The 26744-nt window shown below is 43.1% G+C and carries 26 protein-coding genes; 11 read left to right on the top strand and 15 right to left on the bottom strand.

The window, feature by feature from the left end:
• Positions 1-9: 9 nt before the first annotated feature.
• The 5 genes from cydB to ABEF84_RS04140 form a co-directional block, all read right to left on the bottom strand.
• On the bottom strand, positions 10-1014 hold the full coding sequence (cydB, locus tag ABEF84_RS04160) for a cytochrome d ubiquinol oxidase subunit II (protein ID WP_034586885.1): 1005 nt from the start codon (positions 1012-1014) through the stop codon (positions 10-12).
• Complete coding sequence (locus ABEF84_RS04155; RefSeq protein WP_347456225.1) at positions 1011-2450, bottom strand: cytochrome ubiquinol oxidase subunit I; 1440 nt, start codon at positions 2448-2450, stop codon at positions 1011-1013. Before ABEF84_RS04155 ends, cydB begins: the two co-directional genes overlap by 4 nt.
• 313 nt (positions 2451-2763) lie before the next feature.
• Positions 2764-3639 (bottom strand): MBL fold metallo-hydrolase, encoded by an 876-nt coding sequence (locus ABEF84_RS04150; protein WP_034586879.1) that lies wholly within the window; start codon positions 3637-3639, stop codon positions 2764-2766.
• 2 nt (positions 3640-3641) lie between these two features.
• Positions 3642-4058, bottom strand: coding sequence for a DUF6691 family protein (locus ABEF84_RS04145; protein WP_034586877.1), 417 nt, complete (start codon positions 4056-4058; stop codon positions 3642-3644).
• Between the two features lies 1 nt (position 4059).
• Complete coding sequence (locus ABEF84_RS04140; RefSeq protein WP_034586875.1) at positions 4060-4476, bottom strand: YeeE/YedE family protein; 417 nt, start codon at positions 4474-4476, stop codon at positions 4060-4062.
• A 117-nt stretch (positions 4477-4593) separates the two neighbouring features.
• On the opposite strand from ABEF84_RS04140, the gene ABEF84_RS04135 reads away from it, so the two are divergent.
• Positions 4594-4884 carry a helix-turn-helix transcriptional regulator gene (locus tag ABEF84_RS04135; RefSeq protein ID WP_034586873.1) on the top strand — a complete coding sequence of 97 codons (291 nt, stop codon included), beginning with the start codon at positions 4594-4596 and terminating at the stop codon, positions 4882-4884.
• Positions 4885-4993: 109 nt separating this feature from the next.
• Here ABEF84_RS04135 and bioD read toward each other — a convergent pair whose 3' ends face one another.
• The 6 genes from bioD to bioB form a co-directional block, all read right to left on the bottom strand.
• Positions 4994-5641, bottom strand: a complete 648-nt coding sequence (gene bioD / locus ABEF84_RS04130; RefSeq protein ID WP_347455581.1) for a dethiobiotin synthase — start codon at positions 5639-5641, stop codon at positions 4994-4996.
• Entirely contained in the window at positions 5638-6390 is a 753-nt protein-coding gene (gene bioC, locus ABEF84_RS04125) for a malonyl-ACP O-methyltransferase BioC (protein ID WP_347456224.1), read from the bottom strand. The genes bioD and bioC overlap by 4 nt, the downstream gene beginning before the upstream one ends.
• Entirely contained in the window at positions 6387-7556 is a 1170-nt protein-coding gene (locus ABEF84_RS04120; protein WP_347456223.1) for an 8-amino-7-oxononanoate synthase, read from the bottom strand. The genes bioC and ABEF84_RS04120 overlap by 4 nt, the downstream gene beginning before the upstream one ends.
• Positions 7553-8833 (bottom strand): adenosylmethionine--8-amino-7-oxononanoate transaminase, encoded by a 1281-nt coding sequence (gene bioA, locus ABEF84_RS04115; protein ID WP_034586862.1) that lies wholly within the window; start codon positions 8831-8833, stop codon positions 7553-7555. Before bioA ends, ABEF84_RS04120 begins: the two co-directional genes overlap by 4 nt.
• Positions 8834-8905: 72 nt before the next feature.
• The gene (locus ABEF84_RS04110) at positions 8906-9643 is read right to left on the bottom strand and encodes an alpha/beta hydrolase (RefSeq protein ID WP_034586859.1); all 738 of its coding nucleotides are present in this window, start codon (positions 9641-9643) and stop codon (positions 8906-8908) included.
• A gap of 91 nt (positions 9644-9734) precedes the next feature.
• Positions 9735-10727, bottom strand: a complete 993-nt coding sequence (gene bioB / locus ABEF84_RS04105) for a biotin synthase BioB (RefSeq protein ID WP_034586893.1) — start codon at positions 10725-10727, stop codon at positions 9735-9737.
• A 181-nt stretch (positions 10728-10908) separates the two neighbouring features.
• Between bioB and ABEF84_RS04100 the strand changes: the two genes are divergently transcribed.
• The 4 genes from ABEF84_RS04100 to ABEF84_RS04085 all read left to right on the top strand — a co-directional run bounded on the left by ABEF84_RS04100 (position 10909) and on the right by ABEF84_RS04085 (position 15586).
• Positions 10909-11772 carry an IS982 family transposase gene (locus ABEF84_RS04100; RefSeq protein WP_004679438.1) on the top strand — a complete coding sequence of 288 codons (864 nt, stop codon included), beginning with the start codon at positions 10909-10911 and terminating at the stop codon, positions 11770-11772.
• 165 nt (positions 11773-11937) lie between these two features.
• Positions 11938-12900 carry an IS30-like element IS18 family transposase gene (locus tag ABEF84_RS04095; RefSeq protein WP_347456222.1) on the top strand — a complete coding sequence of 321 codons (963 nt, stop codon included), beginning with the start codon at positions 11938-11940 and terminating at the stop codon, positions 12898-12900.
• Positions 12901-13515: 615 nt separating this feature from the next.
• Positions 13516-14589, top strand: coding sequence for an aromatic ring-hydroxylating dioxygenase subunit alpha (locus ABEF84_RS04090; RefSeq protein ID WP_347455578.1), 1074 nt, complete (start codon positions 13516-13518; stop codon positions 14587-14589).
• 55 nt (positions 14590-14644) lie between these two features.
• On the top strand, positions 14645-15586 hold the full coding sequence (locus ABEF84_RS04085; protein ID WP_347455577.1) for a PDR/VanB family oxidoreductase: 942 nt from the start codon (positions 14645-14647) through the stop codon (positions 15584-15586).
• A gap of 134 nt (positions 15587-15720) precedes the next feature.
• Here the strand turns inward: ABEF84_RS04085 and ABEF84_RS04080 are convergent, their stop codons facing one another.
• From ABEF84_RS04080 to mhpT, 3 genes are all read right to left on the bottom strand, one after another.
• Entirely contained in the window at positions 15721-16416 is a 696-nt protein-coding gene (locus ABEF84_RS04080; protein WP_347455576.1) for a GntR family transcriptional regulator, read from the bottom strand.
• A 146-nt stretch (positions 16417-16562) separates the two neighbouring features.
• Positions 16563-17009 carry a MarR family transcriptional regulator gene (locus ABEF84_RS04075; RefSeq protein WP_347455575.1) on the bottom strand — a complete coding sequence of 149 codons (447 nt, stop codon included), beginning with the start codon at positions 17007-17009 and terminating at the stop codon, positions 16563-16565.
• Between the two features lie 72 nt (positions 17010-17081).
• On the bottom strand, positions 17082-18314 hold the full coding sequence (gene mhpT, locus ABEF84_RS04070; protein WP_347455574.1) for a 3-(3-hydroxy-phenyl)propionate transporter MhpT: 1233 nt from the start codon (positions 18312-18314) through the stop codon (positions 17082-17084).
• Positions 18315-18576: 262 nt separating this feature from the next.
• On the opposite strand from mhpT, the gene ABEF84_RS04065 reads away from it, so the two are divergent.
• The 6 genes from ABEF84_RS04065 to ABEF84_RS04040 all read left to right on the top strand — a co-directional run bounded on the left by ABEF84_RS04065 (position 18577) and on the right by ABEF84_RS04040 (position 26029).
• Entirely contained in the window at positions 18577-19410 is an 834-nt protein-coding gene (locus ABEF84_RS04065) for a p-hydroxycinnamoyl CoA hydratase/lyase (RefSeq protein WP_347455573.1), read from the top strand.
• 50 nt (positions 19411-19460) lie between these two features.
• Positions 19461-20912: an aldehyde dehydrogenase gene (locus ABEF84_RS04060; protein WP_347455572.1), complete on the top strand. Its 1452-nt coding sequence runs from the start codon at positions 19461-19463 to the stop codon at positions 20910-20912.
• Between the two features lie 78 nt (positions 20913-20990).
• Positions 20991-22877 carry a feruloyl-CoA synthase gene (locus ABEF84_RS04055; RefSeq protein ID WP_347455571.1) on the top strand — a complete coding sequence of 629 codons (1887 nt, stop codon included), beginning with the start codon at positions 20991-20993 and terminating at the stop codon, positions 22875-22877.
• Positions 22878-22947: 70 nt separating this feature from the next.
• Complete coding sequence (locus ABEF84_RS04050; protein WP_347455570.1) at positions 22948-24087, top strand: acyl-CoA dehydrogenase family protein; 1140 nt, start codon at positions 22948-22950, stop codon at positions 24085-24087.
• Positions 24088-24144: 57 nt separating this feature from the next.
• Entirely contained in the window at positions 24145-25398 is a 1254-nt protein-coding gene (locus ABEF84_RS04045; protein ID WP_347455569.1) for an OprD family outer membrane porin, read from the top strand.
• 241 nt (positions 25399-25639) lie between these two features.
• On the top strand, positions 25640-26029 hold the full coding sequence (locus ABEF84_RS04040) for a PaaI family thioesterase (RefSeq protein WP_347455568.1): 390 nt from the start codon (positions 25640-25642) through the stop codon (positions 26027-26029).
• 82 nt (positions 26030-26111) lie between these two features.
• Here the strand turns inward: ABEF84_RS04040 and pcaG are convergent, their stop codons facing one another.
• Positions 26112-26741, bottom strand: a complete 630-nt coding sequence (gene pcaG / locus ABEF84_RS04035; protein WP_347455789.1) for a protocatechuate 3,4-dioxygenase subunit alpha — start codon at positions 26739-26741, stop codon at positions 26112-26114.
• Positions 26742-26744 lie beyond the last annotated feature (3 nt).

The raw sequence follows: 26744 nt of genomic DNA, 5'->3' as shown, positions 1-26744 counted from the left end.
CTCCCTGCCTTAATGATAACCTTCATCACCGACCCGGACTTTATCCCGGAACACCCAGTACGACAGCCCGGTATAAAACAGGATAATCGGAATCAGGATTAGTGCGCCAATCAGGGTAAAAAGTTGGCTGCTTTGCGGTGCAGCAGCTTCCCACAGCGTCACAGTTGGCGGAATGATATAAGGCCACAGACTGATCAGAAATCCTGTATAGGCTAGGACTACGAGTGCCAGCATATAGATAAACGGTGCGAACTCGCGACGGCGTTTACAGGCACGCAAGGATAGAAAGGTAAATAGCAACACCAGAATCGGCACCGGACTGAAATAGAAAATCTGCGGCTGACTAAACCAGCGTTCTGCAATCTGTTGATGAGCCAATGGAGTATAAATACTGACGGCGCCAAATATAAACAATAAGGCAATAATCAGTTTAGGCATCAACTTGAACATCTTGTCCTGCAGCTCATGGTCGGTTTTAAAGATCAGCCAGCCACAGCCCAACGTTGCATAGAGGGTCACTACACCTAGACCGGTAAATAGAGAGAATGGAGTCAGCCAGTCCAGCCCGCCACCACTATAAATACCATTGGTGGTTTTAATCCCCTGAATATAAGCACCGAGAATCACCCCTTGCAGGAAAGAAGTCAGCAGTGAACCGCCAATAAAAGCTACATCCCACCAGTGTTTACCCCGATGTGCCTTAAAACGAAACTCAAAAGCAACGCCACGGAAAATCAGTGACACCACCATCAGGATAATTGGCATATATAGAGCGGACAGCACAGTGGAATAGACCAGCGGGAAGGCAGCAAACAGCCCGGCTCCACCGAGTACCATCCAGGTTTCATTCCCATCCCAAACGGGTGCCACGGTATTCATCATCACATCGCGTTCATGCTGATCTTTAAAGAAAGGAAACAGAATACCGATGCCCAAGTCAAAGCCATCCAGCACCACATACATCAGGACACCAAGCGCGATAATTGCAATCCAGATCAACGACAGATCAATCATTTGTTATCCTCCTGCTCACGTTGAGCACGCGCGTCCTCTTCATTTTCCTCGAAAGTACTCATTGGACGTTTAGACGCACGGATGACTTCACCCTCAGTATGCGGACGGGCATGAATAAATTCTGGTCCCTTGTGCATCATTTTCAGCATGTAATAAATGCCGACACCAAATACCACGCAGTAGACCAGTACAAAAATAATTAGGGTCAATCCGACCTGCTCGGCAGAAACCGGAGACAGCGCATCCCGGGTTCGCATTACCCCATAAACGACCCAGGGTTGACGGCCGACTTCTGTAGTAAACCAGCCAGCGAGTAAGGCAATAAATCCGGAAGGTGCCATCATCAAGGCAAAGCGATGAAACCACTGCGCTTCATAAAAACGCCCAGTTTTACGCAGGATCAGACCTGCCAGTGCCATGATGAGCATCAACACGCCCAAACCCACCATGATGCGGAAGCTCCAGAAGATTACTAATGAGTTTGGACGGTCTTCAGGTGCAAAGTCTTTTAGGCCCTGCACTTCCCCATCCATACTATGCGTCAGAATCAGGCTACCCAATTTGGGAATACCAATAGCATATTTGGTTTCTTCGGCTTCCATATCCGGGATCCCGAACAGATACAGCGGCATACTTTCGCCACGGTTGGTTTCCCAATGTCCTTCAATTGCCGCAATCTTGGCTGGCTGATATTCACGGGTGTTCAGTCCATGAAAGTCGCCCACAATTACTTGTAACGGTGCCAACACCAAAATCATCCACATGGCCATGGAAAAGGAGGTTTTAACCAAGGCATCCCGGCGTCCTTTGAGCAAATGCCAGGCTGCCACGCCCTGTACCAGCAAAGCTGAGGACAGGAAAGCAGCAATGCCCATATGTGCCAGCCGATAAGGAAAGGAAGGGTTGAAAACGATGGCAAACCAGTCCTGTGGAACAATAAGGCCATTTTCAATACTGAAGCCCTGCGGGGTCTGCATCCAGCTGTTAGAAGACAGAATCCAAAACATAGAAATACAGGTGCCGATCGCCACCATAACAGTGGAAAAAAAATGAGTTCTAGGTCCCACCCGATCCCAGCCGAACAGCATGATGCCAAGGAAACCAGCTTCCAGAAAGAAAGCACTTAAGACTTCATAAGTCAGCAACGGCCCGGTGACACTTCCGGCTACACGGGAAAATTCACTCCAGTTGGTACCGAATTGATAACTCATCACTACGCCAGAGACCACACCCATACCAAAGGCCAGCGCGAAAATTTTGATCCAGAACTTGAACAGATCCCGGTAAGCCGGATCATTGGTTTTCAGCCAGCGCCATTCCAGTACCGCCAAAAAGCTGGCCAGGCCAATCGAAATCGCTGGGAAAATAATATGAAAGGAGACAGTAAAGGCAAATTGGATACGTGCCAGTTCCAGCGCAGTTAAACCTAAATCCATGTCATCACCTTATTGTTGAATTTGTTGGTGAGAAATCTTCAGCATAAGCAGCTGAAATGGCTTTATTTTGTAGTGTAGGTCGTACGCAACTTTCACAATGTTGCAAATCTGTAGGACTTTGATATCTGCCTGAGCTTTTTTTCAGGCGTGCAAAGTTCCAGTCCGCAATGGAAAACTCATGCGAAATTCATCATTTTCACGGTGTAAATCTTTTTAAAACGTTTCAGACAAGCGCAAAGATGGCTTGCCGGACTTAACGAGTTAAAGAGTACATGGAAGTGCCTTGCCTTGCGGCGGAAAATAGGGATGGAACTCAGGATTTAAAATAATTCAGCGGTAATTTCAGATAGGAAGTGCCATTGGCTTCTGGCTCAGGAAACTGCCCAGCCCGCATATTGACCTGAATTGCAGGCAAAATCAGTTTCGGCATACTCAAGCCTGCATCACGCTGGTTGCGCATCTCGACAAATTCAGCCTTGCTAATGCCCTGCCGGATATGAATATTCTGGGTTTTCTGGGTCTGAATATCAGTCTGGCAGACAAAATGCTGACGGTCTTTGGGTAAATAGTCATGGCACAGAAATACCCGAGTCTGGTCAGGTAACTGGAAAAGTTTGTGCACCGAATCATACAAGGTTTCAGCACTGCCACGCGGAAAGTCACAACGCGCCGTACCATAGTCCGGCATAAATAGCGTATCACCGACAAACACGGCATCACCAATCACATAGCTGAGACAGGCGGGTGTATGTCCTGGAGTTGGAATGTTATAGGCATCCAGATGACCAATTTTGAAAGCTTCACCATCTTCAAACAGATAGTCAAAAGGCTGCAAGGCATTAAACTGCTTGATGTCGAGGTTATAAATGCTGCTAAAGGTTTCCTGCACCAGCGAAATTTTATGGCTCATGGCAATCTTGCCGCCCAGCACCGATTTTAGATATTGTGAGGCGGTTAAATGATCGGCATGCACATGGGTTTCCAGAATCCATTCAACGGTTAGATTCTGTGCCTGCACATAGGCAATGATCTGGTCGGCATGTGTGGTCGAGGTGCTGGCAGAGGCAGCATCATAGTCCAGTACGCTGTCGATAATGGCACATTGCTGTGTGATAGCATCGCTGACCACATAACTAAAGGTATTGGTATTCGCATCAAAAAATTCCTGTACCTGTGGCTGTTGTAACATGCTTATCCCCCTGCCCATTTTTTATGAATGAAAACACCGGTCAACATCGCCATAATAAAGTAAAACACCTGATAATGTCCTAGACCAATAAGGGTAAAACTTGGTGCTGGACAGATGCCGGCAGTGCCCCAACCTATCCCAAATAATAGGCTGCCAATAATCAGTTTGCGATCAAGTTCAGTTTTGGTCGGTAGTTCAATCGTTTCACCGAATAGGGTTTTCGTTGCTGGATTACGTACTGCTTTCTGGAATGGAATAAAAGCCACCATAATCGCGCCCAGCATGACAAAAGCCAGACTCGGATCCCAGTTGCCGAATAAATTCAGAAAGCCAAGTACCTTTTCCGGATTAGACATCCCGGAAAGCATCAGTCCGACTGAGAACAGACCACCAAAGACAAAAGCCAACAGATTTTTCATGCTAGAACGCTCCTGTCACATGGCGAATCATATAGACCGTGATAAAACCGGTGCCCATGAAACATAAAGTCGCCACGATAGAACGGCCTGACAGACGACTGATGCCACAAATGCCATGTCCGCTGGTACAGCCAGAACCGAGTCGTGTCCCAAAACCAACCAAGAGTCCAGCTACAATCATCATCAATGGGCTGGCATTCAACTTAATCTCGGACTGGATAAACAAACCATAGATAAATGGAGTAATGATCAGGCCAGCCAAAAACCAGATTGCCGGAGTTTTAAAGCGGGTCTGTTTATTCACGACCTGTCCGACCAGTCCACTGACACCCGCAATCCGACCATTCACATAGAGATAGCCGACGACAGCAACACCAAGTAGTAAACCACCGAGAAAGGCCAAGGTAAAATCGTGCATAATAATTCTGAAATTTAATATATAATTTTATAATATATAATTAATAACATTATTCAAGCCGAATTTAGTAAGACATATTTTCAGATTAGCATCTCAGACGCGCTATAGGTATTTAATATGGACTTTTCCAAGGTTGATCAGGTTACTAATTTGTTGAAAGTTCTGGCGAATCCAGACCGCTTAAAAATTCTCTGTGTTCTGGTCGATACTGAGCTGAATGTACAAGAGATTGCCGACTGTTCTGGTATTCAGCAGCCGACCCTGTCACAGCAACTCACTGTGCTGCGCAAATATGAAGTGGTGAATACCCGCCGTGAAGGCAAACAGATTTATTATCAGCTGAGTGATCCAAAAATTGTTAAAATCATACAAACCCTGCATCAGTTGTATTGTCAGGAGATGAATTGAACAGATCCTGAAAAATTATTAGTCAAACTGTCTCGATTCAGCCCCTAAGCGATTGAGCAGTTTCGATTGGCATAAAATTAAGACTGAACCACCGATTCCTCTAGTTAATTCAAGCCTCAACCACAGGAATATCCAGCCACTGGGCCTCTGGAAAATGCTGGTGTAAATATTGCTGTAAATACTGAATGGTATCCTGTGCAATCACTTCATCTTGAGCATCATCGGCATGGTTAAAAGCCAGTGCATACAGTTTGATCTTGCGCTGCTTTAACAGCTCCAGACTGAGCAAGGTATGGTTAATACTACCGAGACGACCAGAAGTGACCAGAATCACCGGGAACTGCTGTGCTGTAATATAATCCACCGTTAACAGTTCTTCAGTCAGTGGTACCATCAAGCCGCCTGCACCTTCTAGTAATACCCGGTCATAGCGTTGAGCTAAGGTTTGAGTCGCCTGCTGAATTTTTGCAAAGTTCACCAGACGCTGTTCCAGCCGGGCAGCCAGATGCGGCGAAGCCGGATAGGCATAGATTTCCGGCATGGTCAGCCTTGCATGATCTTCCGGTAAAAGACCACAGCCCATCATCTTGCGATGCTGTTCAATATCCTCAGATAAATCGGTATTACCAGTCTGGATCAGCTTTTGGGTAATGGTACGAATGCCCTGATCGTTCCAGCTTTTGGCCAGAAAACCAGTGGCATAAGTCTTACCAATGCCAGTATCGATACCGCTGACAAAATAGACTTGTGGGTTCATGGGCGCTTCCGTGCAATGAGATAAATCGGGTGATAGGTCAAAGGATATTGCTGGCTATCTGGTAACTGGAATTGTTGATATTGCGCATAAAACTGTTGCAAGGAAGACTTTACCCAGCGGAAACCCTCAGCGGTTGCTTGCACCCCGGTGGCCTTGATATGTTTCAGCACATCACGCGGGTGTTCAAATTCCAGAATCAGGTGCTGTTCTTCCTGAACCAAAACTTCATAACCACAAGATTCCAGTAATTCAATCATTTGCGGCAGTGAAAGATAATCCAAGCCCTGCCCAGTCAGTGCTTTAATTTCCTTCAAGTTGTCCTGTGCATAGCTGGCAAAACACAACCATCCAGATGAATTCAAGGTCTGATGAATTTTCAGGAATAACGCTTCAAGCTGCTGCACCCACTGCAAGGCGGAACAGGACACGACCAGATCCAGCGATTGTGGTAGCGGCAAAATTTCAATATTACCAATGCCCCAGTAAATCCGGGCATCTTCATCAAAATGCTGTTTAACTTCCGGATAGAGATCGTTCAGAAACAGCTGATCAAAGCTGTAATACTGCATCAGCTGACGGGTGAATAAACCTGAACCACAACCAATTTCCAGAATCCGCTGCAGATGCGGCGGGACATGCAGCTGCATACGTTGGATCAGTTCCAAAGCGACCCGACGCTGGGCAATCGCCTGCTGTTCATAGCTGGATTGTGCCTGGGCAAAACGTTGTGCAACCAGATCAGTGTTCATCGTGTTAACTCCTGCAACACATCCAGCAACTGTTGCACCTGTACCGGGCTGACCTGCTGATGCAGGCAGATGCGCAATCTGGAAGTATTTTTCGGCACAGTTGGCGGCCGTACTGGCAATACATAAAAGCCTTTCTGCTGCACATATTCTGCGGCATCCACAGTTTTAGCCACATCGCCAATAATCACCGGCACAATTTGTGAACTGGAGGGACAAGGATAACCAAGGGCTTGAATCCCCTGATGACAGCGACTGGACAGACTGGCAAGTTGTTGACGTTGTTGATTCATTTTCTGCATTTTCTGGAAAATAAAATTCGTCCAGGCCATACAGATCGGTGGCTGCGCAGTACTGAAAATCAGTGGACGCATGCTGTTGATCAGATATTCCCGGATGACTGGATGGCAGACCAGATAACCACCGACCGAAGCCAGAGCCTTGCCAAAAGTTCCGACCAGCAGATCAATCTGATCTAGCACCTGATACTGCTCGGCACAACCCAGCCCGCGCTCACCACGTACACCAATGGCATGGGCTTCATCCACATACAGCATGACCTTATCAAACTGCTGCTTGAGCGCGGCTAGCGCAGCAAGATCAGTTTCATCGCCATCCATACTGAAAATGGATTCGGTAACGACAATAATCCGCTGTATAGCCTTATCCGTCTGATACTTTGCTAAAAGCTCCTGCAGATGTTCCAGATCATTATGCCGGTAACGCACATAGCTGGCATTGGACAGACGAATGCCATCAATGATGCTGGCATGTACCAGCTTGTCAGCAATGATCATGGTCTTGCTATCCGCAAGTGCGGGAAGAATGCCGATATTCATGTGATAGCCACTATTAAACAGCAGCACAGAGCGGCCCAAAGCCTGTGCCATGCTGGCTTCCAGCTGTTCATAGGCCAGAAAATTTCCAGTCAGCAGACGCGAAGAACTGGAACTCATCTGTCGTTCAGCAAGTGGGGTGAGGTCAAAAAACTCTTCCCGCAGCTGCAGATTAGCCGCCAGCCCGAGGTAGTCATTGGAGGCCAGATTCAGCATCTCAACACCATTCAGCTGAAGAACAGGCTGGCTGGAAATGCCCTGCTTAAATTGGCGGTACTGATCCTGCTGTTTTAAATCATCCAGCTGCTGCTGAAAATGTTCCAGATGCTTCATGCTGTTGCTCCCAGTGCCTGAATCATCTCCACCATATGGGTCAATAAAGTTGCCAGTTGCTCATCGGAAATCACAAATGGCGGCATCACATACACCAGTTTTCCAAACGGGCGAATCCAGACTCCACGGCGTACACATTCGGCCTGGAAGCTGGCCAGATCGACCGGCTGCTGCAGTTCTACCACGCCAATCGCGCCAAGGACACGGACATCCGCAACCTGCGGCAATGTCTTCAGTGGCTGTAAATAGCTTTTTAATAACTGTTCAATCCGCTGCACTCTCGCTTGCCAGTCCTGTGCCAAGAGCAGTTGGGTACTTTTGAGGGCTACAGCACACGCCAATGGATTAGCCATAAAAGTCGGGCCATGCATGAATACGCCTGCTTCACCCTGCGAGATAGTGTCTGCTACATGCTGGGTGGTCAGGGTTGCTGACATGGTCATATAGCCACCGGTGAGCGCTTTGCCCAGACATATGATATCCGGGCTGATATCTGCATGTTCACAGGCAAACAGTTTGCCACTACGACCAAAACCTGTGGCAATTTCATCCAGAATCAGCAGAATATTGTAACGATCACATAGCTGTCGTACTTGGCGCAGATATTCCGGATGATACAAGCGCATACCACCCGCACCTTGCACGATTGGCTCAATAATCATCGCTGCGATCTGTGCATGTTTTTCTGCCAGCAGCTGTTCCAAAGGCTGAATATCTTCAGGCTGCCATTCACCATCAAAACGGCTTTGCGGTGCCGGGACAAAGTAACGATGTGGTAGGCTGGAACCAAAAATCTGGTGCATGCCAGTGACCGGATCACAGACCGACATGGCATTCCAGGTATCGCCATGGTAGCCGGAACGTGTGGTGACAAAATTGCTTTTTTTTGCCTGACCGCGGGCATGCCAGTACTGCACTGCCATTTTCAAAGCCACTTCTACCGCTACCGAGCCGGAATCTGCATAGAAAATCCGGTCTAACGGTTCTGGAGTAATCTCGATTAACAGTTTAGCCAGATCAATCGCCGGCTGATGGGTCAAACCTCCAAACATGACATGCGCCATGGACTGTAGCTGTTCTTGTACCGCCTGATTCAGTTCCGGATGGTTATAGCCATGAATCGTGCACCACCAGGAAGACATACCATCAATCAGCTGGGTGCCATCTTCCAGCTCAATTACAGCGCCATGCGCCGTCCTGACCTTGTAACAAGGCAATGGATGGGTCATGGATGTATAAGGATGCCAAATATGCTGCTGATCAAAAGAATCGTGCACAGAAAATAACCTAAACAATAGCGCTGCCCCGATCTTAACGGTTTAATTTTGAAATGAACATCCACCGGATAGTCAGGAAATTTTAACTGAATGAATGTCTTGTAAAAATTGCAAAATTGGCTCAATCACTAAACTGGTATCGAACAGGATGGCATCATGCGCAGCCAGAATTTTTACAAAGTTCAGATTACTTGCAGAGATAAGTGCAATATCTTGCAAAACTTTGCAGGGAACCAGCATATCTTTCTCGGAATTAATAAATAGCATCTTGCCTGGATAGCTTTCCACGATATTGACCAGATTTAATTGTTCCAAAAGATAGAGATGTGATTGCTGATAGGATAAATCAATATTTATCAATTGCTGTTGTAAATATTTTGCACGTTCCCTAGGTGCTGCAGAACCTAGCGTCACCAGTGCACAGAAGCGTTTCAGCGCCTGCTCTGGCTGCAACATCACCGCATGTTTAAACTGCTGATACTGATCTTGTAGCATCGCATGCGGCCAATTTTCCTGTACTACAAAGCTAGGATTGGACATACAGGCAATTACAGGCTTGGTATCTTGGGTCTGCTGATAAAGTTCATTGGCCAATAACATCGCCAGTTGCCCGCCCAGCGACCAGCCGATCAGCACATCCATATCGGCAGCTGTCTGTACTTTTTCTGCCAGCAGTTCTGCATTGTTCGGATCAAAGATGTCCCAAATGATAACCTGATGTTGCTGTCCTGACTGCTGTTCCAGCTGCTGCACAAATTCATTCAGCACTTGGGTACCCAGCCCCCAACCGCTGATGAGCAGAATTTTCATCAATCCTGTTCCCTATATTTTTGTTGTGATCCATTCAATAAAAAAGGGATCAATCTCTTTCGAAATGATCCCTGATAGACAGCTGCAGAATTTAAGCAGGCTGCATAGCATCCACGGCAAGTTCGCGACCGGTTTTCTTCGGTGCCTCGGCTTTTAGCCCCAGTTTGGCAAACAGGGCCTTGTCCTTACCTTCACCGCTATTTGGTGCGGTCAGCAATTTATCGCCTGAGAACAGCGAGTTGGCACCAGCCATAAATGCCAGAGCCTGATCCGAATCTGACAGGGATTCACGACCTGCAGACAAACGGATATAGCTTTTTGGCATGATGATCCGTGCCACAGCAATAGTACGGATCCAGTCAATCACATCCAGTTTTTCTACATCGGCCAGTGGTGTCCCTTCAATCGGAACCAGCATATTGATGGGCACAGATTCCGGATGGATCGGCATGGTGGCTAGCTCATATAACAGACCAATACGATCTTGTTTGGCTTCACCCAGACCGACAATACCGCCACTGCAGACATTGATTCCGGCCGCACGGACATGTTCTAGGGTATTCAGACGGTCATCATAAGTACGGGTGCTGATGACATTGGCATAGTATTCACGCGAAGTGTCGAGGTTATGATTGTAATAATCCAGACCCGCTTCTTTTAAACGTTCTGCCTGGGATGCATTCAGCATACCCAAGGTCATACAGGTTTCCATGCCCAGCTTTTTAACTTCCTGGATCAGTTCCAACACATAAGGCATATCTCGTTCATGTGGATTACGCCATGCGGCACCCATACAGAAACGGGTGGAACCGGATTCTTTGGCCTGTTTCGCTTCAGCAATGGCCTTCTGCACCTCCACCCTTTTTTCAATTTCTAAGTCAGTATCATAATGGGCAGACTGGGAACAGTATTTACAGTCCTCTGGGCAACGGCCGGTTTTAATCGAAAGTAAGGTACTGACTTGTACGGTATTGGCGTCAAAATGCTCACGGTGAATTTGCTGTGCCTGGAACAGTAAATCCATCAGCGGTTGATCATAAAGTGCCTGAATCTCGTCACGCGTCCAGTCATTGCGAATCATAATCTCAACATCAATGTTAGAAAGAATTGGAGAAATAATACGCGGTTTTTTGAAATTTGGTTTAGCCTTTTCTATCAAAATTCTAAAAAAACCTGAGTTCGATATAAAAAAAGAGTAGAAAAAAAGCCCTGTTTTTGTAACATATTGGTTCTCAAGACAAAATGTTATAAAACAAGGCTTCTCAATGGATCATATTACCGAATTATTTTGTATTTTGGATGATTTCTGCAAAAAATTTAATGAATCTTTAGAGAAAGCTTTAATTTCTAATCAAAAAACCAGGTTGAAAAAGTCAGCTTTAAGCTTGTCTGAAGCAATGACCATTGTCATTTTATTTCATCAATCCGGTTTTAGATTCTTCAAATATTTTTATTGCCAAATGATCGTTCCATTCTGGAAATCTGCTTTTCCTAAACTGCTTAGCTACAACCGATTTATTGAAATCATGCCCCGTTGTTTGCAAGCTCTGAGTAGCTTCTTCCATCAGGTGAAAGGAAAAGATACGGGAATCAGTATCATTGACTCCACTAAATTGGTAGTTTGCCATAATCTTCGGATTAAAAGGCATCGTGTATTTAAAGGCTTGGCCGGTCGTGGAAAAAGTAGTACGGGTTGGTTTTATGGTTTTAAATTACATCTCGTTATCAATAATTTAGGTGAAATTATTAATCTCAAGCTGACATCGGGAAATGTTCATGATGTTGCTATATTAGAATCTTTAACTCAAGAATTAAAAGGGATCCTACTCGGAGACAAAGGCTATTTAAGCAAAGCAAAAGCCGAAGCTTTAGCAGCAAGAGGACTGAAAATATTGACCCCATCACGTCGGAATATGAAAAATAAACCCATCCAAACTGAAGAAGAAAAACAATTACTTTGCAGAAGAGGATTGATCGAAACAGTGAATGATCAATTAAAAAATTTACATCAACTTGAACATTCACGTCATCGTTCGGTAAATAACTTCATGGTGAATATCATGGCTGCTGTAGTGGCTTATTGTTTGAACCCCAATAAGCCAACTTTCCAAAATATGCTAAAAGGTTAAGTGGATTTCATCGAACTCAGGTTAAAAAAGCATTTTTACTTTCAAGATAAGCTTTATAATTCGCAGATTCAAATCCCAAGTGCGACACATTTGTAATTAGTTGAAAAAGTTAGGTGTATTCATAGAATCATTAGACTTTTTCAACTCGCAATTGGAAAGCACACAATGAAGAAATACACCCAACTTTCTCAAGATGAAAGATGCGAAATTTATGCTACTTTGAAAAGTAAAAGCTCAATCGCTAACCTTGCTCGGGAGTTAGGGCGTTCACGATCAACCATCTACCGTGAATTAAAAAGAAATACTGGGCAACGTGGATATAGGGCTCAACAGGCAGCTAAATTTGCAAGTCAAAGACGGTACCGTCCTTCCTCATCAATGACAGCATTTGCCTTCGCCTATATTGATTATTTAATTGGCTTGGACTGGTCACCAGAACAAATTTCAGGTGCTTTAACACAACGCGGTTGGCTGGATGTACCTTCACATGAGTGGATTTACCAGTACATTTATCAAGATAAATCAAAAGGCGGTAAACTCCATCTACACTTAAGGCATCAGAAGAAATATCGAAAACGAGGTTACAAAAACACGGATCGTAGGGGGCAAATCATTGATAAAACAAGTATTCACTGTCGAGACCAGGTCATTGATCAACGACAACGTTTAGGAGATTTCGAAGGTGACACGGTGATTGGTAAACATCATAAAGGTGCTTTATTAACCCTTGTTGATCGAAAGAGCCTGTATGTACATATTGTTCATTTAGGATCAACGAGAGCATCCTCTCAAACGATTACTTGTGCGTTAGATCGTTTACGAATGAGCCATGCTTATAGTGTGACATTTGATAATGGTAAAGAATTTTCCGAACACAAAAGAATTACTGATGCCGGGATAGAGACGTATTTTGCTGATCCTTACAAGTCTATTCAGCGAGCTAGAAATGAAAATACGAATGGTTTAATCCGTCAATATCTGCCAAAATCATCATCGTTTGATGACGTGTCAAACGAACAAATAGAGCAGATAGAATTTGCACTCAACCATCGTCCTAGAAAAACGCTAGGTTGGTATACACCGAGTGAAGTTATGGCTGGTTTTTATACTGTTGCACTTGCCGCTTGAATCCGCCATTAAAGAAAGTATTTTGAATCATTTAAAATCTATAAAGCCATGATATTTATTAATTTTTCAATTAAATAAGACTATCTAACAAGTAATGAGTTCACCAGAAATCTTTTGAAATTGTATTTAAGTTATATTGGTTATTTTCATAGCTGAGTCATGTGCTCAATTTCCTTATGTAAAAATGTCTCTACCCCCAACAACTCTATACAAAATTTGGATTCAAGCTTTTTAGAATGCTTGAGCTAGTAAAGACTATTTTTGAATAAATTAAGACAGTTAATTCCCTGAAATTTACTTAGAGCATATATAAAAATACTCATATCGCTACGCGGCTTCTAACAAATACACATAATAGTGTCCGAGATTCTGTAGAACTATGAGCATGAGCAACTCTTGGAAAGCTAGATTATTTTTCTTAAAAGCCCTATTTAGTTATGTCATTAAATCTTTTCTCATTTAAACAAAGTAGCATTATAAAATTCTGATAAGCATCAGACCTTCAGATCAAACTAAAATTAATTAATGGATCCAATTTCATCTTTTTAATAGTATATATGTTGACTATTTAAATAAATATACTTAAATTGGATCCAATTGATAAGGAGATCAACGATGTTTATTAAAAATGCATGGTATGTTGCAGCTCGACCTGAAGAAGTGACTGACAAACCTTTAGGCCGTCAAATCTGCGGCGAAAAAATGGTGTTTTACCGCGGCAAAGAAAACAAAGTTTATGCAGTAGAAGATTTTTGCCCACACCGTGGTGCACCTCTTTCTTTGGGTTTCGTTGAAGATGGCAATCTGGTATGTGGTTATCATGGTCTAGTCATGGGCTGCGATGGTAAAACAGTTTCTATGCCAGGACAGCGTGTTCGCGGTTTTCCCTGCAATAAAAGCTATAGCGTAGTAGAGAAATTTGGGTTTATCTGGGTATGGCCAGGAGAGCAGTCTCTTGCAAGCGAAGATCAATTACCTGAACTTGAATGGGCTGATAACCCTGAATGGGCCTATGGTGGCGGATTATTCCATATCAACTGCGATTACCGTCTGATGATTGATAACCTGATGGATCTTACCCATGAAACTTATGTCCATTCAGCAAGTATTGGCCAGAAAGAAATTGATGAAGCAGCCCCTACTACCCGTGTAGAGGGTGACCATGTGATTACAGAACGACATATGGAAAATGTCTTTGCTCCACCTTTTTGGAAAATGGCTTTGAGAGGCAACAATCTTGCCGATGACGTTCCTGTCGACCGTTGGCAGATTTGCCATTTCTTTGCTCCAAGCAATGTACACATCGAAGTTGGTGTTGCTCATGCAGGTAAAGGTGGGTATCAAGCACCTGCTGAACATAAAGTCTCTTCCATTGTCGTAGACTTTATTACACCAGAAACAGAGACTTCTCACTGGTATTTTTGGGGTATGGCTCGTCATTTCCAACCAAACAACGCCGATCTGACAGACCAGATTCGTGAAGGTCAAGGTAAGATTTTCTCTGAAGATCTGGACATGTTGGAACAACAGCAACAGAACCTGCTGCGTTATCCTGAGCGTAAATTGTTGATGCTAAATATTGATGCAGGTGGTGTACAGGCGCGCAAAGTGATTGATCGCCTGATTAGCCAAGAGCAAATCAACGAGATTGCAGGCAAAGAACAGATCCCATCAGTGACTATTGGCTAAATAGCAAAAGTTTTCACTGGTATTTTGATTTTTCCATTTTTGGAGCGGTACTCACATGGAAGTGACCATTCATCAGATCCATCAACACAACAATCAAATTCGTTCATTTGAATTGATCAGTTGTGATGGACAACTTTTACCTCCTTTTAAAGCGGGTGCACATATTGATGTACATATGCATGAAGGTTTAATACGCCAGTATTCCTTGGCCAACTGTAGTAGTGAGCAGCATAGATACATCATTGGTGTACTGAATGACCCTCAGTCACGAGGTGGTTCACGCTATATGCATGAACAGCTTCAGCCTGGCCAGCGTATTAAAATTAGTGAACCACGTAATCTGTTTGCACTAGATGAACAACTTGAACATGCCATTTTATGTGCGGGTGGGATTGGGATTACTCCTATTCTGGCAATGGCCAAAGAATTAAAGCGACTAAACAAATCATTTAAGCTCTTTTACTTTGTAAAAACCCGTGATGCCCTAGCTTTTCAGGAGGACTTGGCTCAACTTGGTGAAGCTGTACATTTGCATATTGATGATGAAGCTGAAACCCATTGCAATTTAGCACTGGAAATTGCACAACCTAATCCATCTCATCATGTTTATGTGTGTGGACCGCAAGGTTTCATGGATTTCGTTATACGCACTGCTCAACAGCAATCTTGGTCCGAAACAAATATTCATAAAGAGCACTTTAGCGCGCCAGCTATAGATACCAGTGATGATGGCAGTTTTAGTCTTAAAATCTTAAAAACAGGTCAGCTCATCCAGGTTGCTCAGGACCAAACTGCAGTACAGGCATTAGAAGCTGCAGGGGTGCATGTTCCAGTATCATGTGAACAAGGAATCTGTGGAACTTGTTTAGTCAAAGTAATTGAAGGTGAAATTGATCATCGAGATCTATATCTCACCGAAGAAGAGCAAGCTGCAAATGATCAATTTACGCCTTGTTGTTCAAGGGCTAAATCCAAAATGCTAGTCATAGACGTCTAAGCTTTAAGGCTGCAACCTGTAGCCTCTAGATATTCATATATCCATGACAGCTACGAAACAGATTTATCTTCCCCATGTTCTTCCCTTCTGCCCTCAGAAGGGTTTTTCTATTTAGAAGTAGTAAAACTTGAATATCAAATGTGAGAGTTTGATCCAGGTGTAAAAATAGAACGCATCATGTCTCCTAGCGTCACAACCAAGCTATGCTCCCGCATTAAACTCTCGGCACGTGCAGAGTCACGATTTTTCAGGGCATTGAAAATAGCACAATGCTGTATATGTGCATGATGAAGACGACGTATTTCCGAGAGTGGATTATTTTTATCAAAAGTCAGCGCTTGAGCAGAAGCCATAGGCAACTGATTATTTTTACTTAAAGCCTGCACAATCGCGATATTTTCAGCCCCATGAATAATAGTATTGTGGAAAATTGTGTTGTAGTGATGATAAGTTTCAAGATCCGCATCTGTTAATTCTGGCTTTTTGAATATCGGATCAATACGGGTAATACACTGCATTAACTGATCATGCTGTTCTGCAGTTAAGCCTTTTTCAGCCAGTTTTTTTGCGGCCAGTCCCTCCAATACACCACGAACTTCCAGGGCATCTTGAATCAGTTTAGGAGAAATCTCACGAACTGTATAACCACGAGTCGGATTTTTAAGTAATAAGCCTTCTTGCTCAAGTAATCTAAAGGCCATACGAACTGGCTGACGTGATACCCCCAGCATTTCCGCTGTCGGAATTTCTGCCATTCGGGCACCACCGGGAATTTCCCCTGAAATGATCATTTTTCTAAGTTCAATCAGTACCTGCTGACCTGATGACATGGACTTACTCATTTATAATATCTGTGATGATGCTACCGGGTGAATGAAAATAATTCAACAGATAGCAAATTCATTGTTTTTCTTTTCTTAATGATCCATGACCTATATTGGTCATTTGGCCTTAATTAAAAATATCAAATGAATAGTCATTCATTTTTTAACTGCTGAAGGTTGGATACCATAATTTCCAGGTTGTTTCTGATGAGGAAGGCTAAATTAATATCAATACCCTGCAACATGGTCTGTTCCAGTTCCTTGACGACTTCACGGCATGCATTGACTTTATCCATACCTTCTTGAGTAACATTAATCAGAATTCGGCGCCCATGAGAAGGATCGGATTCTTTACTGATCCAGCCATTACTTAATAAATCTTGCAAAATCTTGTTAGTCGACTGTGGTTTAATAAATGATCGTTCTGCAAGTTTGGCATTAGAAAGATTACCTTTGGCAGCCAATACCGATAAGGTTGTAAATTGAGGCAGAGTGATCTCCAAGGGCTTTAAACGTTCACTCAGCAATTTATTGATAATACGGTCTACACGAGCAATCATATAACTCAGAGTAGGAAGCTGATTTAGTTGATGATTCATAATATTTAATTCAACCTTAAATCCTAGACATAAAAAAGTATGGCCAATTATGGCCATACTTGAGTCAACACATTACTGGGTCGATGTATTTAATACAGACATTGGTTGTGTTGCCTTAGGCTTACGCACCAAGCAAAGCGCTGCAATTGCGGCAATCAGAATCAATGGAATACTTGCACCGATAACCATTGCGGAACTAGATCCCAAAGATAATAATGCACCAGCAAAGAGAGGTCCGGCGAAAGATCCGATACGCCCAACGGCTACTGCTGCTCCAACACCTGTACCGCGCATTTCTGTAGGATAGAACATTGCAGCAAGACCATAGAGTGCAGATTGACCGCCTACAATAAACAGTCCACATCCCACAGCGGATAAAGACAGTAATGCAACTGTAGGGGAAATAGCAAGGCAGCAAAGTGAAATCAGAATACCGACATAAATCAACTTGATTACAAAACTCATGCGTAATTTATCCAGCAAAATACCCATAAGGATTGAGCCTAAAATACCGCCGATGTTGTAGCCAATCTGCACATAGTTCGCTTCGGCTTTTCCTAAACCCTGTGCCCCCATAAGTAACGGCAACCAGTTTAAAAGGAAATATAACACCACTAATGTAAAGAAGAAGCTGATCCAGATTTGAATGGTAGAAAAACGACGTTCTTTCGCAAATAGTACCTCCATAAATGACGTAGTTGGCTTATTTTGATGAGCTTCAAGATAGGCAGTCGATTCAGGCAGGAATTTCATTAAAATTGGAATAAGCAGGACAGGCGCAATACCTCCGACATAAAAAATATGCCTCCATTCAGTATCACCTGCCATAGCCATTGCTACAAATGCAGCTAACATTCCGCCAAAAGGAATGCCACTATACATGACACTAACTGCGGTTCCTTTGTATTTCTCAGAAACTGCCTCAGATGCCATGGTAATCATCATTGGTAATGCTCCCCCCATCCCTAGCCCAGTTAAAAAACGGATGAGAAGCATCAAACTGTATTCACTAGCATATGCTGTCAGTACAGACATGACACCAAAGATAAGAATACTAATGAGAAGAACCGCTTTACGTCCAATTTTATCTGCATAGCGCCCACCAAGTAATGCACCGGGTAATGTACCTAAAATGGCAGCACTAAATGCCCATGCCATTTGGGCATTATCTAAACCAAACTCTGCTCGCATACGTGGTGCTGCGACTCCCATCGATTGAAGATCAAAACCTTCAAATATGGCAATAGCAAAACACAATACGAGTGTCAGTGTGGTTTTACCTTTACTACTCACACTATTTTCCATTAGTTATTGTCCTTTATTAAATTTTTAATTCATACACATCCTATGTATTGCTTACCGTCCTAAGCAACCAAAAAAATATCACCTAAACTTATAATTTAATCAATATATATTTTTATATTTTTACAAAATAAATAATTAATTCATTAAATTTCTTGTGCTTATAAAAAAATCATAAAAAATTTAAAATAAGACTTGAATGTAAGTTTAACTGATATTAAATTAAATTACATCAGGACATAAAACAAACACTAAGGAGTAGGAAATGTCTTATCAAAACCGCTGGAAAACAGTAGATGTACAAGTTGAAGCAGGCATTGCTTGGGTCACTTTAAATCGCCCAGAAAAAAAGAATGCAATGAGTCCAACTCTCAATAAAGAAATGATTGATGTGCTTGAAACACTTGAGCTAGATCCAGAAGCAAAAGTGCTTGTATTAACTGGTGCAGGTGATTCCTGGACGGCTGGCATGGACTTAAAAGAATATTTCCGTGAAGTAGATAGCCAACCTGAAATTTTCCAGGAGCGTATTCGCCGTGATGCATCTCGTTGGCAATGGCATTTATTACGCTTCTATTCAAAACCAACAATTGCCATGGTAAATGGCTGGTGCTTCGGTGGTGGCTTCTCTCCTCTTGTTGCATGTGATTTAGCGATTGCTGCTGATGAGGCAACATTCGGCCTGTCTGAAATCAACTGGGGCATCCCTCCTGGCAACCTGGTAAGTAAAGCAATGGCAGATACCGTAGGCCACCGTACTTCGCTTTACTACATCATGACAGGCAAAACTTTTAATGGTCAGGAAGCTGCTGCAATGGGCCTGGTAAACAAGAGTGTGCCTCTTGCTCAACTGAAAGCTGAAGTTACCGAGCTGGCAAATAATCTTCTTGAGAAAAACCCAGTTGTACTTCGTACTGCGAAGAATGGCTTCAAACGTTGCCGTGAACTGACATGGGAACAAAATGAAGACTATTTATATGCAAAACTTGACCAGTGCAACCATCGAGATGATGAGGGTGGTCGTGAACAAGGCCTTAAACAGTTCCTTGATGATAAATCCATCAAACCAGGTCTACAGGCTTATAAGCGTCCAGCTTAATAACGATTGATTAAACATTTAAATGATGGACATGTAAGGAAACATTAGCCATGCAAAACGTAGAGTTACTGATTCACGGTCAATCACTGGCTGCAAGTTCGGGACAAACTTTTGAAAGAATCAGCCCAATCGATGGTCGCGTTGCCTCTATCAGTGCAGCTGCAACACTCAGTGATGTAGATCGCGCCATTAAATCGGCCCATCAAGCTTTTCAGACGTGGTCTGCTCTTTCTCCAACAGAACGACGTTTACGCTTGTTAAAAGCCGCGGACTTGATGGATCAAAAAACTGAACAGTTTATACAGACAGCAATCCGTGAAATTGGCTCTACAGCTACCTGGTATGGCTTTAATGTTCACCTTGCAGCCAACATGCTTCGTGAAGCGGCTGCAATGACCACACAAATAGATGGCAGCGTTATTCCATCAGATGTACCGGGCAATTTAGCCATGGGCATCCGTGTTCCATGTGGTGTCATCGTCGGAATGGCACCATGGAATGCTCCAGTCATTTTAGCCACCCGTGCGCTGGCTATGCCGCTTGCATGTGGCAATACAGTTGTACTCAAAGCTTCTGAAGCATGTCCAGCTACCCATCGTTTGATTGGTGAAGTACTACATGAAGCAGGTCTGGGCGATGGCGTGGTCAACGTCATTACCCACGCTCCTCAAGATGCGCCACAGATTGTTGAACGACTGATTTCTCATCCTTTAACTAAACGTATTAACTTTACTGGCTCTACACATGTCGGCCGTATCATTGCAGAAACTGCAGCAAAATATCTAAAACCAGTACTGCTAGAACTTGGCGGCAAAGCACCCGTAATCGTGCTTGAACATGCTGATCTAGATGAAGCCGTCAATGCTATCAGTTTTGGTGCTTTCTTTAACCAAGGGCAAATCTGTATGTCTACAGAACGTGTATTGGTTGATGAAAAAATTGCTGACGCATTTATTGAAAAATTAATTGAAAAAACTCGTAACATTCGTGCAGGAAATCCACTGGAAAGCAATTACCCATTGGGTATACTGGAAAGCAAAAAAGCTGCCTCTCGCATTCAATCATTAGTTGAAGATGCGCGTGAAAAAGGTGCAAATTTACCACTCGGTTTAGACATTCAAGATGCTATTATGCAACCTACCTTAGTGGTTGACGTTACTAAGGAAATGAAATTGTATGCAGAAGAATCCTTCGGCCCTGTTTGTACCGTACAACGATTTAAGACTGTAGATGAAGCGGTTGAACTGGCTAATGATTCTGAATTTGGCCTGTCTGCAGCCGTGTTCAGCCAAGATCTTGCACAAGCCCTAGCAGTTGCAAAAAGAATCGAGTCAGGCATCTGCCATATTAATGGTGCAACAGTGCATGATGAGGCACAAATGCCATTTGGTGGTGTAAAACAAAGTGGTTACGGACGATTTGGAAGTAAGGTGTCTGTGGCTGAATTCACTGAACTGCGCTGGATTACCATTCAAACCAGCTCGCGCCACTATCCAGTTTAAGAAACTTAAAGGAGTTGACATGAAGTCAGCTCCTTTTATTTGGAACAAGAATAGCTAAAAATACATGGAGTATAAGTAATGGCACACATGACGGTTTCAGCACAGAAATATCCTGAACGTTTTGTAAAATTAGGCAGTCATGAAACATATTTTGAATATAAAAATGGCGCGCTTTATATCTCTCCAAAAGAACAACTTAAACCGTATCCACAGAAACTGACCGATCGACTATTAGAACATGCTGCGGCTCACCCGGACCGTGTCTTTGCAGCGAAACGTGATGCACAAGGCGAGTGGATCAAACTGACTTATGCTGAAACAGCCAACCGTGCATGGCGAATCGCTCAAGCCTTAAAGAACCGTGCCCATTTATCTACTGAACGACCAATTGTGATCCTGTCGGGCAATGATCTAGAGCATTTAACACTATCCATGGGTGCAATGCTGGCAGGTATTCCCTTCTCTGCTATTTCTCCAGCTTATTCACTGATTTCCAAAGATTTTGGCAAACTTAAACATATATTCGATACACTGACGCCTGGTTTAGTTTTTGCTAATGATGGGGATGCTTTTGCTTCCGCTATACAAAGTTGTCTAAATAATGATGACATCGAGATTATCACCAACTCGGGCAGACTAGGTGAACAAGACTGTACAGCTTTTGCCTCCCTACTCGACTCAGAAATAAAAGATATCAAAGCACATTACGCTACGATTGATGAGCACCAGATTGCAAAATTTCTGTTTACTTCCGGCTCTACCAAAATGCCGAAAGCGGTACCCACAACACATTTGATGTTATGTACTAATCAGCAAATGTTATTACAAACCTTCCCAGAGTTTGAGGAAACACCACCGATATTAGTAGACTGGCTCGCTTGGCATCATACCTTTGGTGGTAGCCATAATGTTGGAATCGCTTTATATAACGGTGGAACGATCTATATCGATGATGGCAAACCAGTCCCAGGTAAAATGGATGAAACTATTCGCAACTTGAAGGAAATTTCACCAACCGTCTATTTAAATGTACCTAAAGGCTGGGAAGAAATTACTGAAGCCCTGGAGCATGATGCTGAATTGCGTGACAAGTTTTTTGCAAAAGTAAAAGTACTGTTTTTTGCTGGCGCAGCTTTGTCTGAGGCCGGATGGAATCGACTAGATAAGATTGCACAAGACCACTGCGGTGAACGTATACGCATTATGAGTGGTCTAGGGATGACCGAAACTGCACCTTCCTGTGTATTTACCACTGGACCTAAAGTCATGGCGGGCTTTATTGGTTATCCGGCACCAGGATGTGAAGTCAAGTTAACACCATATGGCGATAAGCTTGAATTCTGTGTACGTGGCAAGAATGTCATGAAACATTACTGGCGTCTACCTGCTGATCAGCAAGCCGATATTTTTGATGAAGAAGGTTTCTATCGTACGGGTGATGCTGTGCAACTGGTAGATCCTAATGATCCAAGCCAGGGATTAATGTACGATGGCCGTATTGCTGAAGACTTCAAACTGAATACAGGAACATTTGTTAACGTTGGCACACTCCGCAACAAAGTCCTCATTACGGGTAACCAACTGATTCAAGATGTGTGCATTACAGGTTCCAATTTAAGTGCGATTGGTTTTTTGATTTTCCCGAAAATCAATGCCTGCGCTGAGTATGCTGGTTTAGACCTGCAACATTCAAATGCCAAAGAGATTTTAGCGCATCCCAAAGTTCAACAATGGTTCAAACAGTTCCTTCTTGATTTCAATAAAGATGCTACGGGTAGTTCCAATACTGTTCCAATGCTGTACCTCATGACCGAGGCACCACAACTGGATGCAGGTGAAACAACTGATAAAGGAAATCTGAATCAAAGCGGCATTCTCAAGCGCCGTGCTGCATTAGTACAGGAACTGTATGAAAAAAATGTCAATAATCCACTGATTATTCGCATTCCAACACTGAAAGCATAAGTCATTCAATTTTAAAAACAGCTCCTTTTTTGGAGCTGTAAAGCTATTTTTGTCCAAAAAAGGGGAAATCATGCAAAGGGATAGTGATTTTGAGTTGTTCCGTGACAATTTTAGGCGCTTTCTACAGGAAAATGTAGCGCCATTCTACGAATCGTGGGAAGAACAGGGTTTGATTCCACGTGAGCTATGGTATCAGCTTGGTGAAAACGGTTTTCTCTGTGTTGATGTACCTGAAGAATATGGCGGTTTTGGTGCTCCGATTCATTATTCACAGATGCTGGTTCAAGAAACAGCTCAAGCCGGATTTACCTCTCTTGCGGTTGCCATTGGTGGACAAAGTGAACTGGTTTCTCCCTATATTCAGAACATTGGTTCTGAAGATCAGAAAAAATACTGGTTACCGAAAATGGTTACTGGCGAAGTCATTACTGCAATTGCGATGACTGAAGCCAACGCTGGCTCTGACTTACAGGCAATTCGTACGCAAGCTATTCCTGAAGGTGACCACTATATTGTAGATGGCTCGAAGACTTTTATCTCTAATGGTCAACAGGCTGATCTGATCGTATTGGTTGCTAAAACGGATCCACAGGCACGTGCCAAAGGCATTTCAATTCTACTGGTCGATGCTCATCTAGAAGGCGTTAAAAAAGGCCGTAGTCTAAAAAAAATTGGTCTGCATGCCCAAGATACTGCAGAGCTCTTCTTCGATCAGGTCAAAGTACCCAAAAATCAGCTTCTCGGCCAGGAAGGCCAAGGCTTCAGTTATCTCATGCAGGAGTTACCACGTGAACGTCTCAGTATTTCACTGATGGCACTTGGTTCAATACTGGGCGCAATTGAACTCACTAAAAACTATGTGCTGGAGCGTAAAGCATTCGGACAACCGTTGTCTCAGTTCCAGAATACCCGTTTTGTACTTGCCCAAGCTCAAATTAAGGCACTGGCAGCCCAGTCATTTGTCGATCATTGCACCCAGCTGTATAGCCAAAATGCACTAACAGTGAATGAGGTCGCGGCCTTGAAATGCTTCATTACAGATACCCAATGTGAAGTTATCGATCAACTGCTGCAGCTCTTTGGGGGTTATGGCTACATGCAGGAGTATCCAATTTCACGCTTCTTTGTAGATGCACGAGTGCAGAAAATTTATGGAGGCACTAACGAAATTATGAAAGAGATTGTTGCTAGAGAATTACTCGGTAAGTAATACCTTTTAGCAACACAAAACAAGAATATTTTTTATAAAGCTTCAGGATGAATCAAAATGAATAAATTATGGATAGTGCCACTACTTATAAGTAGTACACCTGCTTTAGCAAACAATTTTATAGAAGAAAGTGCAGTTGAATTGACTGCAAGAAATTTCTACTTTGATCGTGATTATCAGGTAGAAAACCGTTATCCCGCACTCAGAGACTGGAGTCAGGGCTTTATCTTAAAAGCAAATTCTGGTTTCACCGAAGGACCTATAGGATTTGGTTTGGATATCCTTGCCACTGCAGGCTTTAAACTGGAGGGTGATGCAAAATATGGGGGTACAGGAAACCTGCCTCGTAATGCGCGTACCAATGAACCTGCTGATCAATATGGTGAAATTGGGATTACTGCTAAAGCTAAAATCAATCAAACAGAATTACGTGTTGGTACATTACAGCCGATGACGCCAGTACTGGTCGGCTCCCCTGCACGCTTACTTCCACAGATATATCGTGGCGTGGCATTACAATCCAAGGATATTCCTCAACTCGATCTGCAAGTCTCATATATTGATAAAGTAAATCATCGAGATTCGACCAATTATGAAAATATCAAAATTTCAGGAGTAAACGGTCGTTTCACATCTGCAGAGTCTGATCACCTCTACTATGTCGGTGGACATTACGATTTAAGCGCAGCTCCTTTGAAAGTCACCGCTTTCCATATGGATGTAGAAGATCTATATCATCAGTCACTTTTAGGTGGTACCTATAAATACGCTTTTAGTGACCAAACCGTTTTAACTTCCCAACTACGTTATTATCTTAGCCGTAAAGATGGTCAAGGCCGTGCTGGAAAAGTCGATAATGACCTCATTCACAGTCATTTCGAGCTTAAGCATGATGCCCATAAATTTATTCTTTCAACATTCCATCATCAGGGTAAAACTGCTTTCCCTTATTTAACTGGAGGTGAAACCGGTTTAACCATTGATACCTGGACTGGAGAATTCCTAAATCCAAAAGAACAAGTCTATAGCTTACGCTACGAATATGATTTCAAGAATTATGTACCTGGCTTACGCTTTATGACACGTTATACTGCCGGTAGTAATATTTATGCGCCGCAATTTGGGGGAACAGATTTCAAAGAAGATGAACTCGACTTTGACATTGGCTATACCGTACAAAATGGACCATTAAAAAATCTTGGTTTACGTGCACGTTATGCCATTTATGACAATGACATGCCTGCGACTGCTAATATCAAAGAAGCGAATGAAACCCGCATCAATGTCGATTACACATGGAAGTTTAAATAATTTCTTCTTCGAGAGGCTCTGAATTTGCAGAGCCTCTTTTATCTTAGATGTCGTTCCAAACCAAAATGACTTTCACTTGAGCATGCTTTAAAACGAGTATTCCCCCTATACCTCGTTAAATCAGACAATGGCTATAAGCAGTGCAATACGTTGAGGCAAGGCCGCCATTGATGATGCTTTCACCTGAAAATAAAAAAGAATGAATCATCAGTATCTAAAAAATTTTTAAGGAATAATAGCTATGGATAACAAGATTCTGGACCACCTCCCTCCTATTCATCACTTATTAAATGGTCACAATATTCAATGGAATGAAGAAAAACGTGAAATTGAAGTAACGTATACAGCAATTGAAAGTTTTACTAATCCACGTGGTACAGTAGAAGGTGGAATGATCTGTGCAATGTTAGATGATGCTATGGGAATATTGGCAGCACTCAATAAAAGTCAGAAACCAGCCGCGACGATTAATCTTTCTATGGATTTTTTTAGACCTTGTGAAGTAGGTGATGTGCAAACCAAGGCACGTTATATCAAGGAAGGAAAAAAAATTCTGAGTATTGAAAGTGAAGCTTGGCAACATAACAAATTGGTCGCAAAAACCAGTGCAGCTTTTATGGTTCTTGATTAAATCCTGAAATTTTATTCATTTGTATTAAAAAGGTCAGTAAAAACTGACCTTTTTTTGTCGTTTAACGCTTTCCATCGAATGCTTAGATATCTAGGAATACCGTTTCATTTTCGCCCTGAACACGGACATCAAAACGATAAACCACTTCACCATCACGTTCTTCACGTTTGGCAACCATTGTCTGACGACGTGGCGTCCATTCAATACCATTTAATAATGGATCTTTGGCATTCGCTTCCGTTTCGTCATCAAAGTAAATACGGGTATGCAAACCGAGGTTAATACCGCGGGCAAAAATAACTAGCGCAATATGTGGTGCCTGAATAGAACCTTTACGGCCAGGTACGGCACCTGGTTTAATTGTTTCGAAACTCCACAGGCCGGTTTCAAAATCTGCAGCTGCACGTCCCCAGCCAAAGAAGTGTGGATCTGCCTGCTTACCTTGGGTATCCGCATGACTTGGATAAACACCATTCGCATCAGCTTGCCAGATCTCAACTAATACATCACGCAAAGGCAAACCTAGTCCATCCAATACTTGACCTTCAATACGGATACGTTCGCCCTGAGTTTCCGGCTTTACCATTTTATTGTTAAAGCTCTGTTCAAAAACTTCAATCCCTGCCTGGTTTGGCATCAGGCCAATATGAACATAAGGACCACCTGTTTGAGATGGTGTTTCACGTAATTCCTCAAATTTCCAACCGTACATCAT

Origin of the sequence: Acinetobacter sp. ANC 7912 (assembly GCF_039862785.1) — a bacterium.
Classification (GTDB): domain Bacteria; phylum Pseudomonadota; class Gammaproteobacteria; order Pseudomonadales; family Moraxellaceae; genus Acinetobacter; species Acinetobacter thermotolerans.
This window is presented reverse-complemented; position numbering and strand designations above follow the sequence as displayed.

Excerpts from the sequence above, each read along its gene's own strand:
- cydB (WP_034586885.1), bottom strand. The coding sequence starts at position 1,014 with ATGATTGATCTGTCGTTGATCTGGATTGCAATTATCGCGCTTGGTGTC.
- ABEF84_RS04155 (WP_347456225.1), bottom strand. The coding sequence starts at position 2,450 with ATGGATTTAGGTTTAACTGCGCTGGAACTGGCACGTATCCAATTTGCC.
- ABEF84_RS04150 (WP_034586879.1), bottom strand. The coding sequence starts at position 3,639 with ATGTTACAACAGCCACAGGTACAGGAATTTTTTGATGCGAATACCAAT.
- ABEF84_RS04145 (WP_034586877.1), bottom strand. The coding sequence starts at position 4,058 with ATGAAAAATCTGTTGGCTTTTGTCTTTGGTGGTCTGTTCTCAGTCGGA.
- ABEF84_RS04140 (WP_034586875.1), bottom strand. The coding sequence starts at position 4,476 with ATGCACGATTTTACCTTGGCCTTTCTCGGTGGTTTACTACTTGGTGTT.
- ABEF84_RS04135 (WP_034586873.1), top strand. The coding sequence starts at position 4,594 with ATGGACTTTTCCAAGGTTGATCAGGTTACTAATTTGTTGAAAGTTCTG.
- bioD (WP_347455581.1), bottom strand. The coding sequence starts at position 5,641 with ATGAACCCACAAGTCTATTTTGTCAGCGGTATCGATACTGGCATTGGT.
- bioC (WP_347456224.1), bottom strand. The coding sequence starts at position 6,390 with ATGAACACTGATCTGGTTGCACAACGTTTTGCCCAGGCACAATCCAGC.
- ABEF84_RS04120 (WP_347456223.1), bottom strand. The coding sequence starts at position 7,556 with ATGAAGCATCTGGAACATTTTCAGCAGCAGCTGGATGATTTAAAACAG.
- ABEF84_RS04110 (WP_034586859.1), bottom strand. The coding sequence starts at position 9,643 with ATGAAAATTCTGCTCATCAGCGGTTGGGGGCTGGGTACCCAAGTGCTG.
- ABEF84_RS04100 (WP_004679438.1), top strand. The coding sequence starts at position 10,909 with ATGGATCATATTACCGAATTATTTTGTATTTTGGATGATTTCTGCAAA.
- ABEF84_RS04095 (WP_347456222.1), top strand. The coding sequence starts at position 11,938 with ATGAAGAAATACACCCAACTTTCTCAAGATGAAAGATGCGAAATTTAT.
- ABEF84_RS04090 (WP_347455578.1), top strand. The coding sequence starts at position 13,516 with ATGTTTATTAAAAATGCATGGTATGTTGCAGCTCGACCTGAAGAAGTG.
- ABEF84_RS04085 (WP_347455577.1), top strand. The coding sequence starts at position 14,645 with ATGGAAGTGACCATTCATCAGATCCATCAACACAACAATCAAATTCGT.
- ABEF84_RS04080 (WP_347455576.1), bottom strand. The coding sequence starts at position 16,416 with ATGTCATCAGGTCAGCAGGTACTGATTGAACTTAGAAAAATGATCATT.
- ABEF84_RS04075 (WP_347455575.1), bottom strand. The coding sequence starts at position 17,009 with ATGAATCATCAACTAAATCAGCTTCCTACTCTGAGTTATATGATTGCT.
- mhpT (WP_347455574.1), bottom strand. The coding sequence starts at position 18,314 with ATGGAAAATAGTGTGAGTAGTAAAGGTAAAACCACACTGACACTCGTA.
- ABEF84_RS04065 (WP_347455573.1), top strand. The coding sequence starts at position 18,577 with ATGTCTTATCAAAACCGCTGGAAAACAGTAGATGTACAAGTTGAAGCA.
- ABEF84_RS04060 (WP_347455572.1), top strand. The coding sequence starts at position 19,461 with ATGCAAAACGTAGAGTTACTGATTCACGGTCAATCACTGGCTGCAAGT.
- ABEF84_RS04055 (WP_347455571.1), top strand. The coding sequence starts at position 20,991 with ATGGCACACATGACGGTTTCAGCACAGAAATATCCTGAACGTTTTGTA.
- ABEF84_RS04050 (WP_347455570.1), top strand. The coding sequence starts at position 22,948 with ATGCAAAGGGATAGTGATTTTGAGTTGTTCCGTGACAATTTTAGGCGC.
- ABEF84_RS04045 (WP_347455569.1), top strand. The coding sequence starts at position 24,145 with ATGAATAAATTATGGATAGTGCCACTACTTATAAGTAGTACACCTGCT.
- ABEF84_RS04040 (WP_347455568.1), top strand. The coding sequence starts at position 25,640 with ATGGATAACAAGATTCTGGACCACCTCCCTCCTATTCATCACTTATTA.
- pcaG (WP_347455789.1), bottom strand. The coding sequence starts at position 26,741 with ATGTACGGTTGGAAATTTGAGGAATTACGTGAAACACCATCTCAAACA.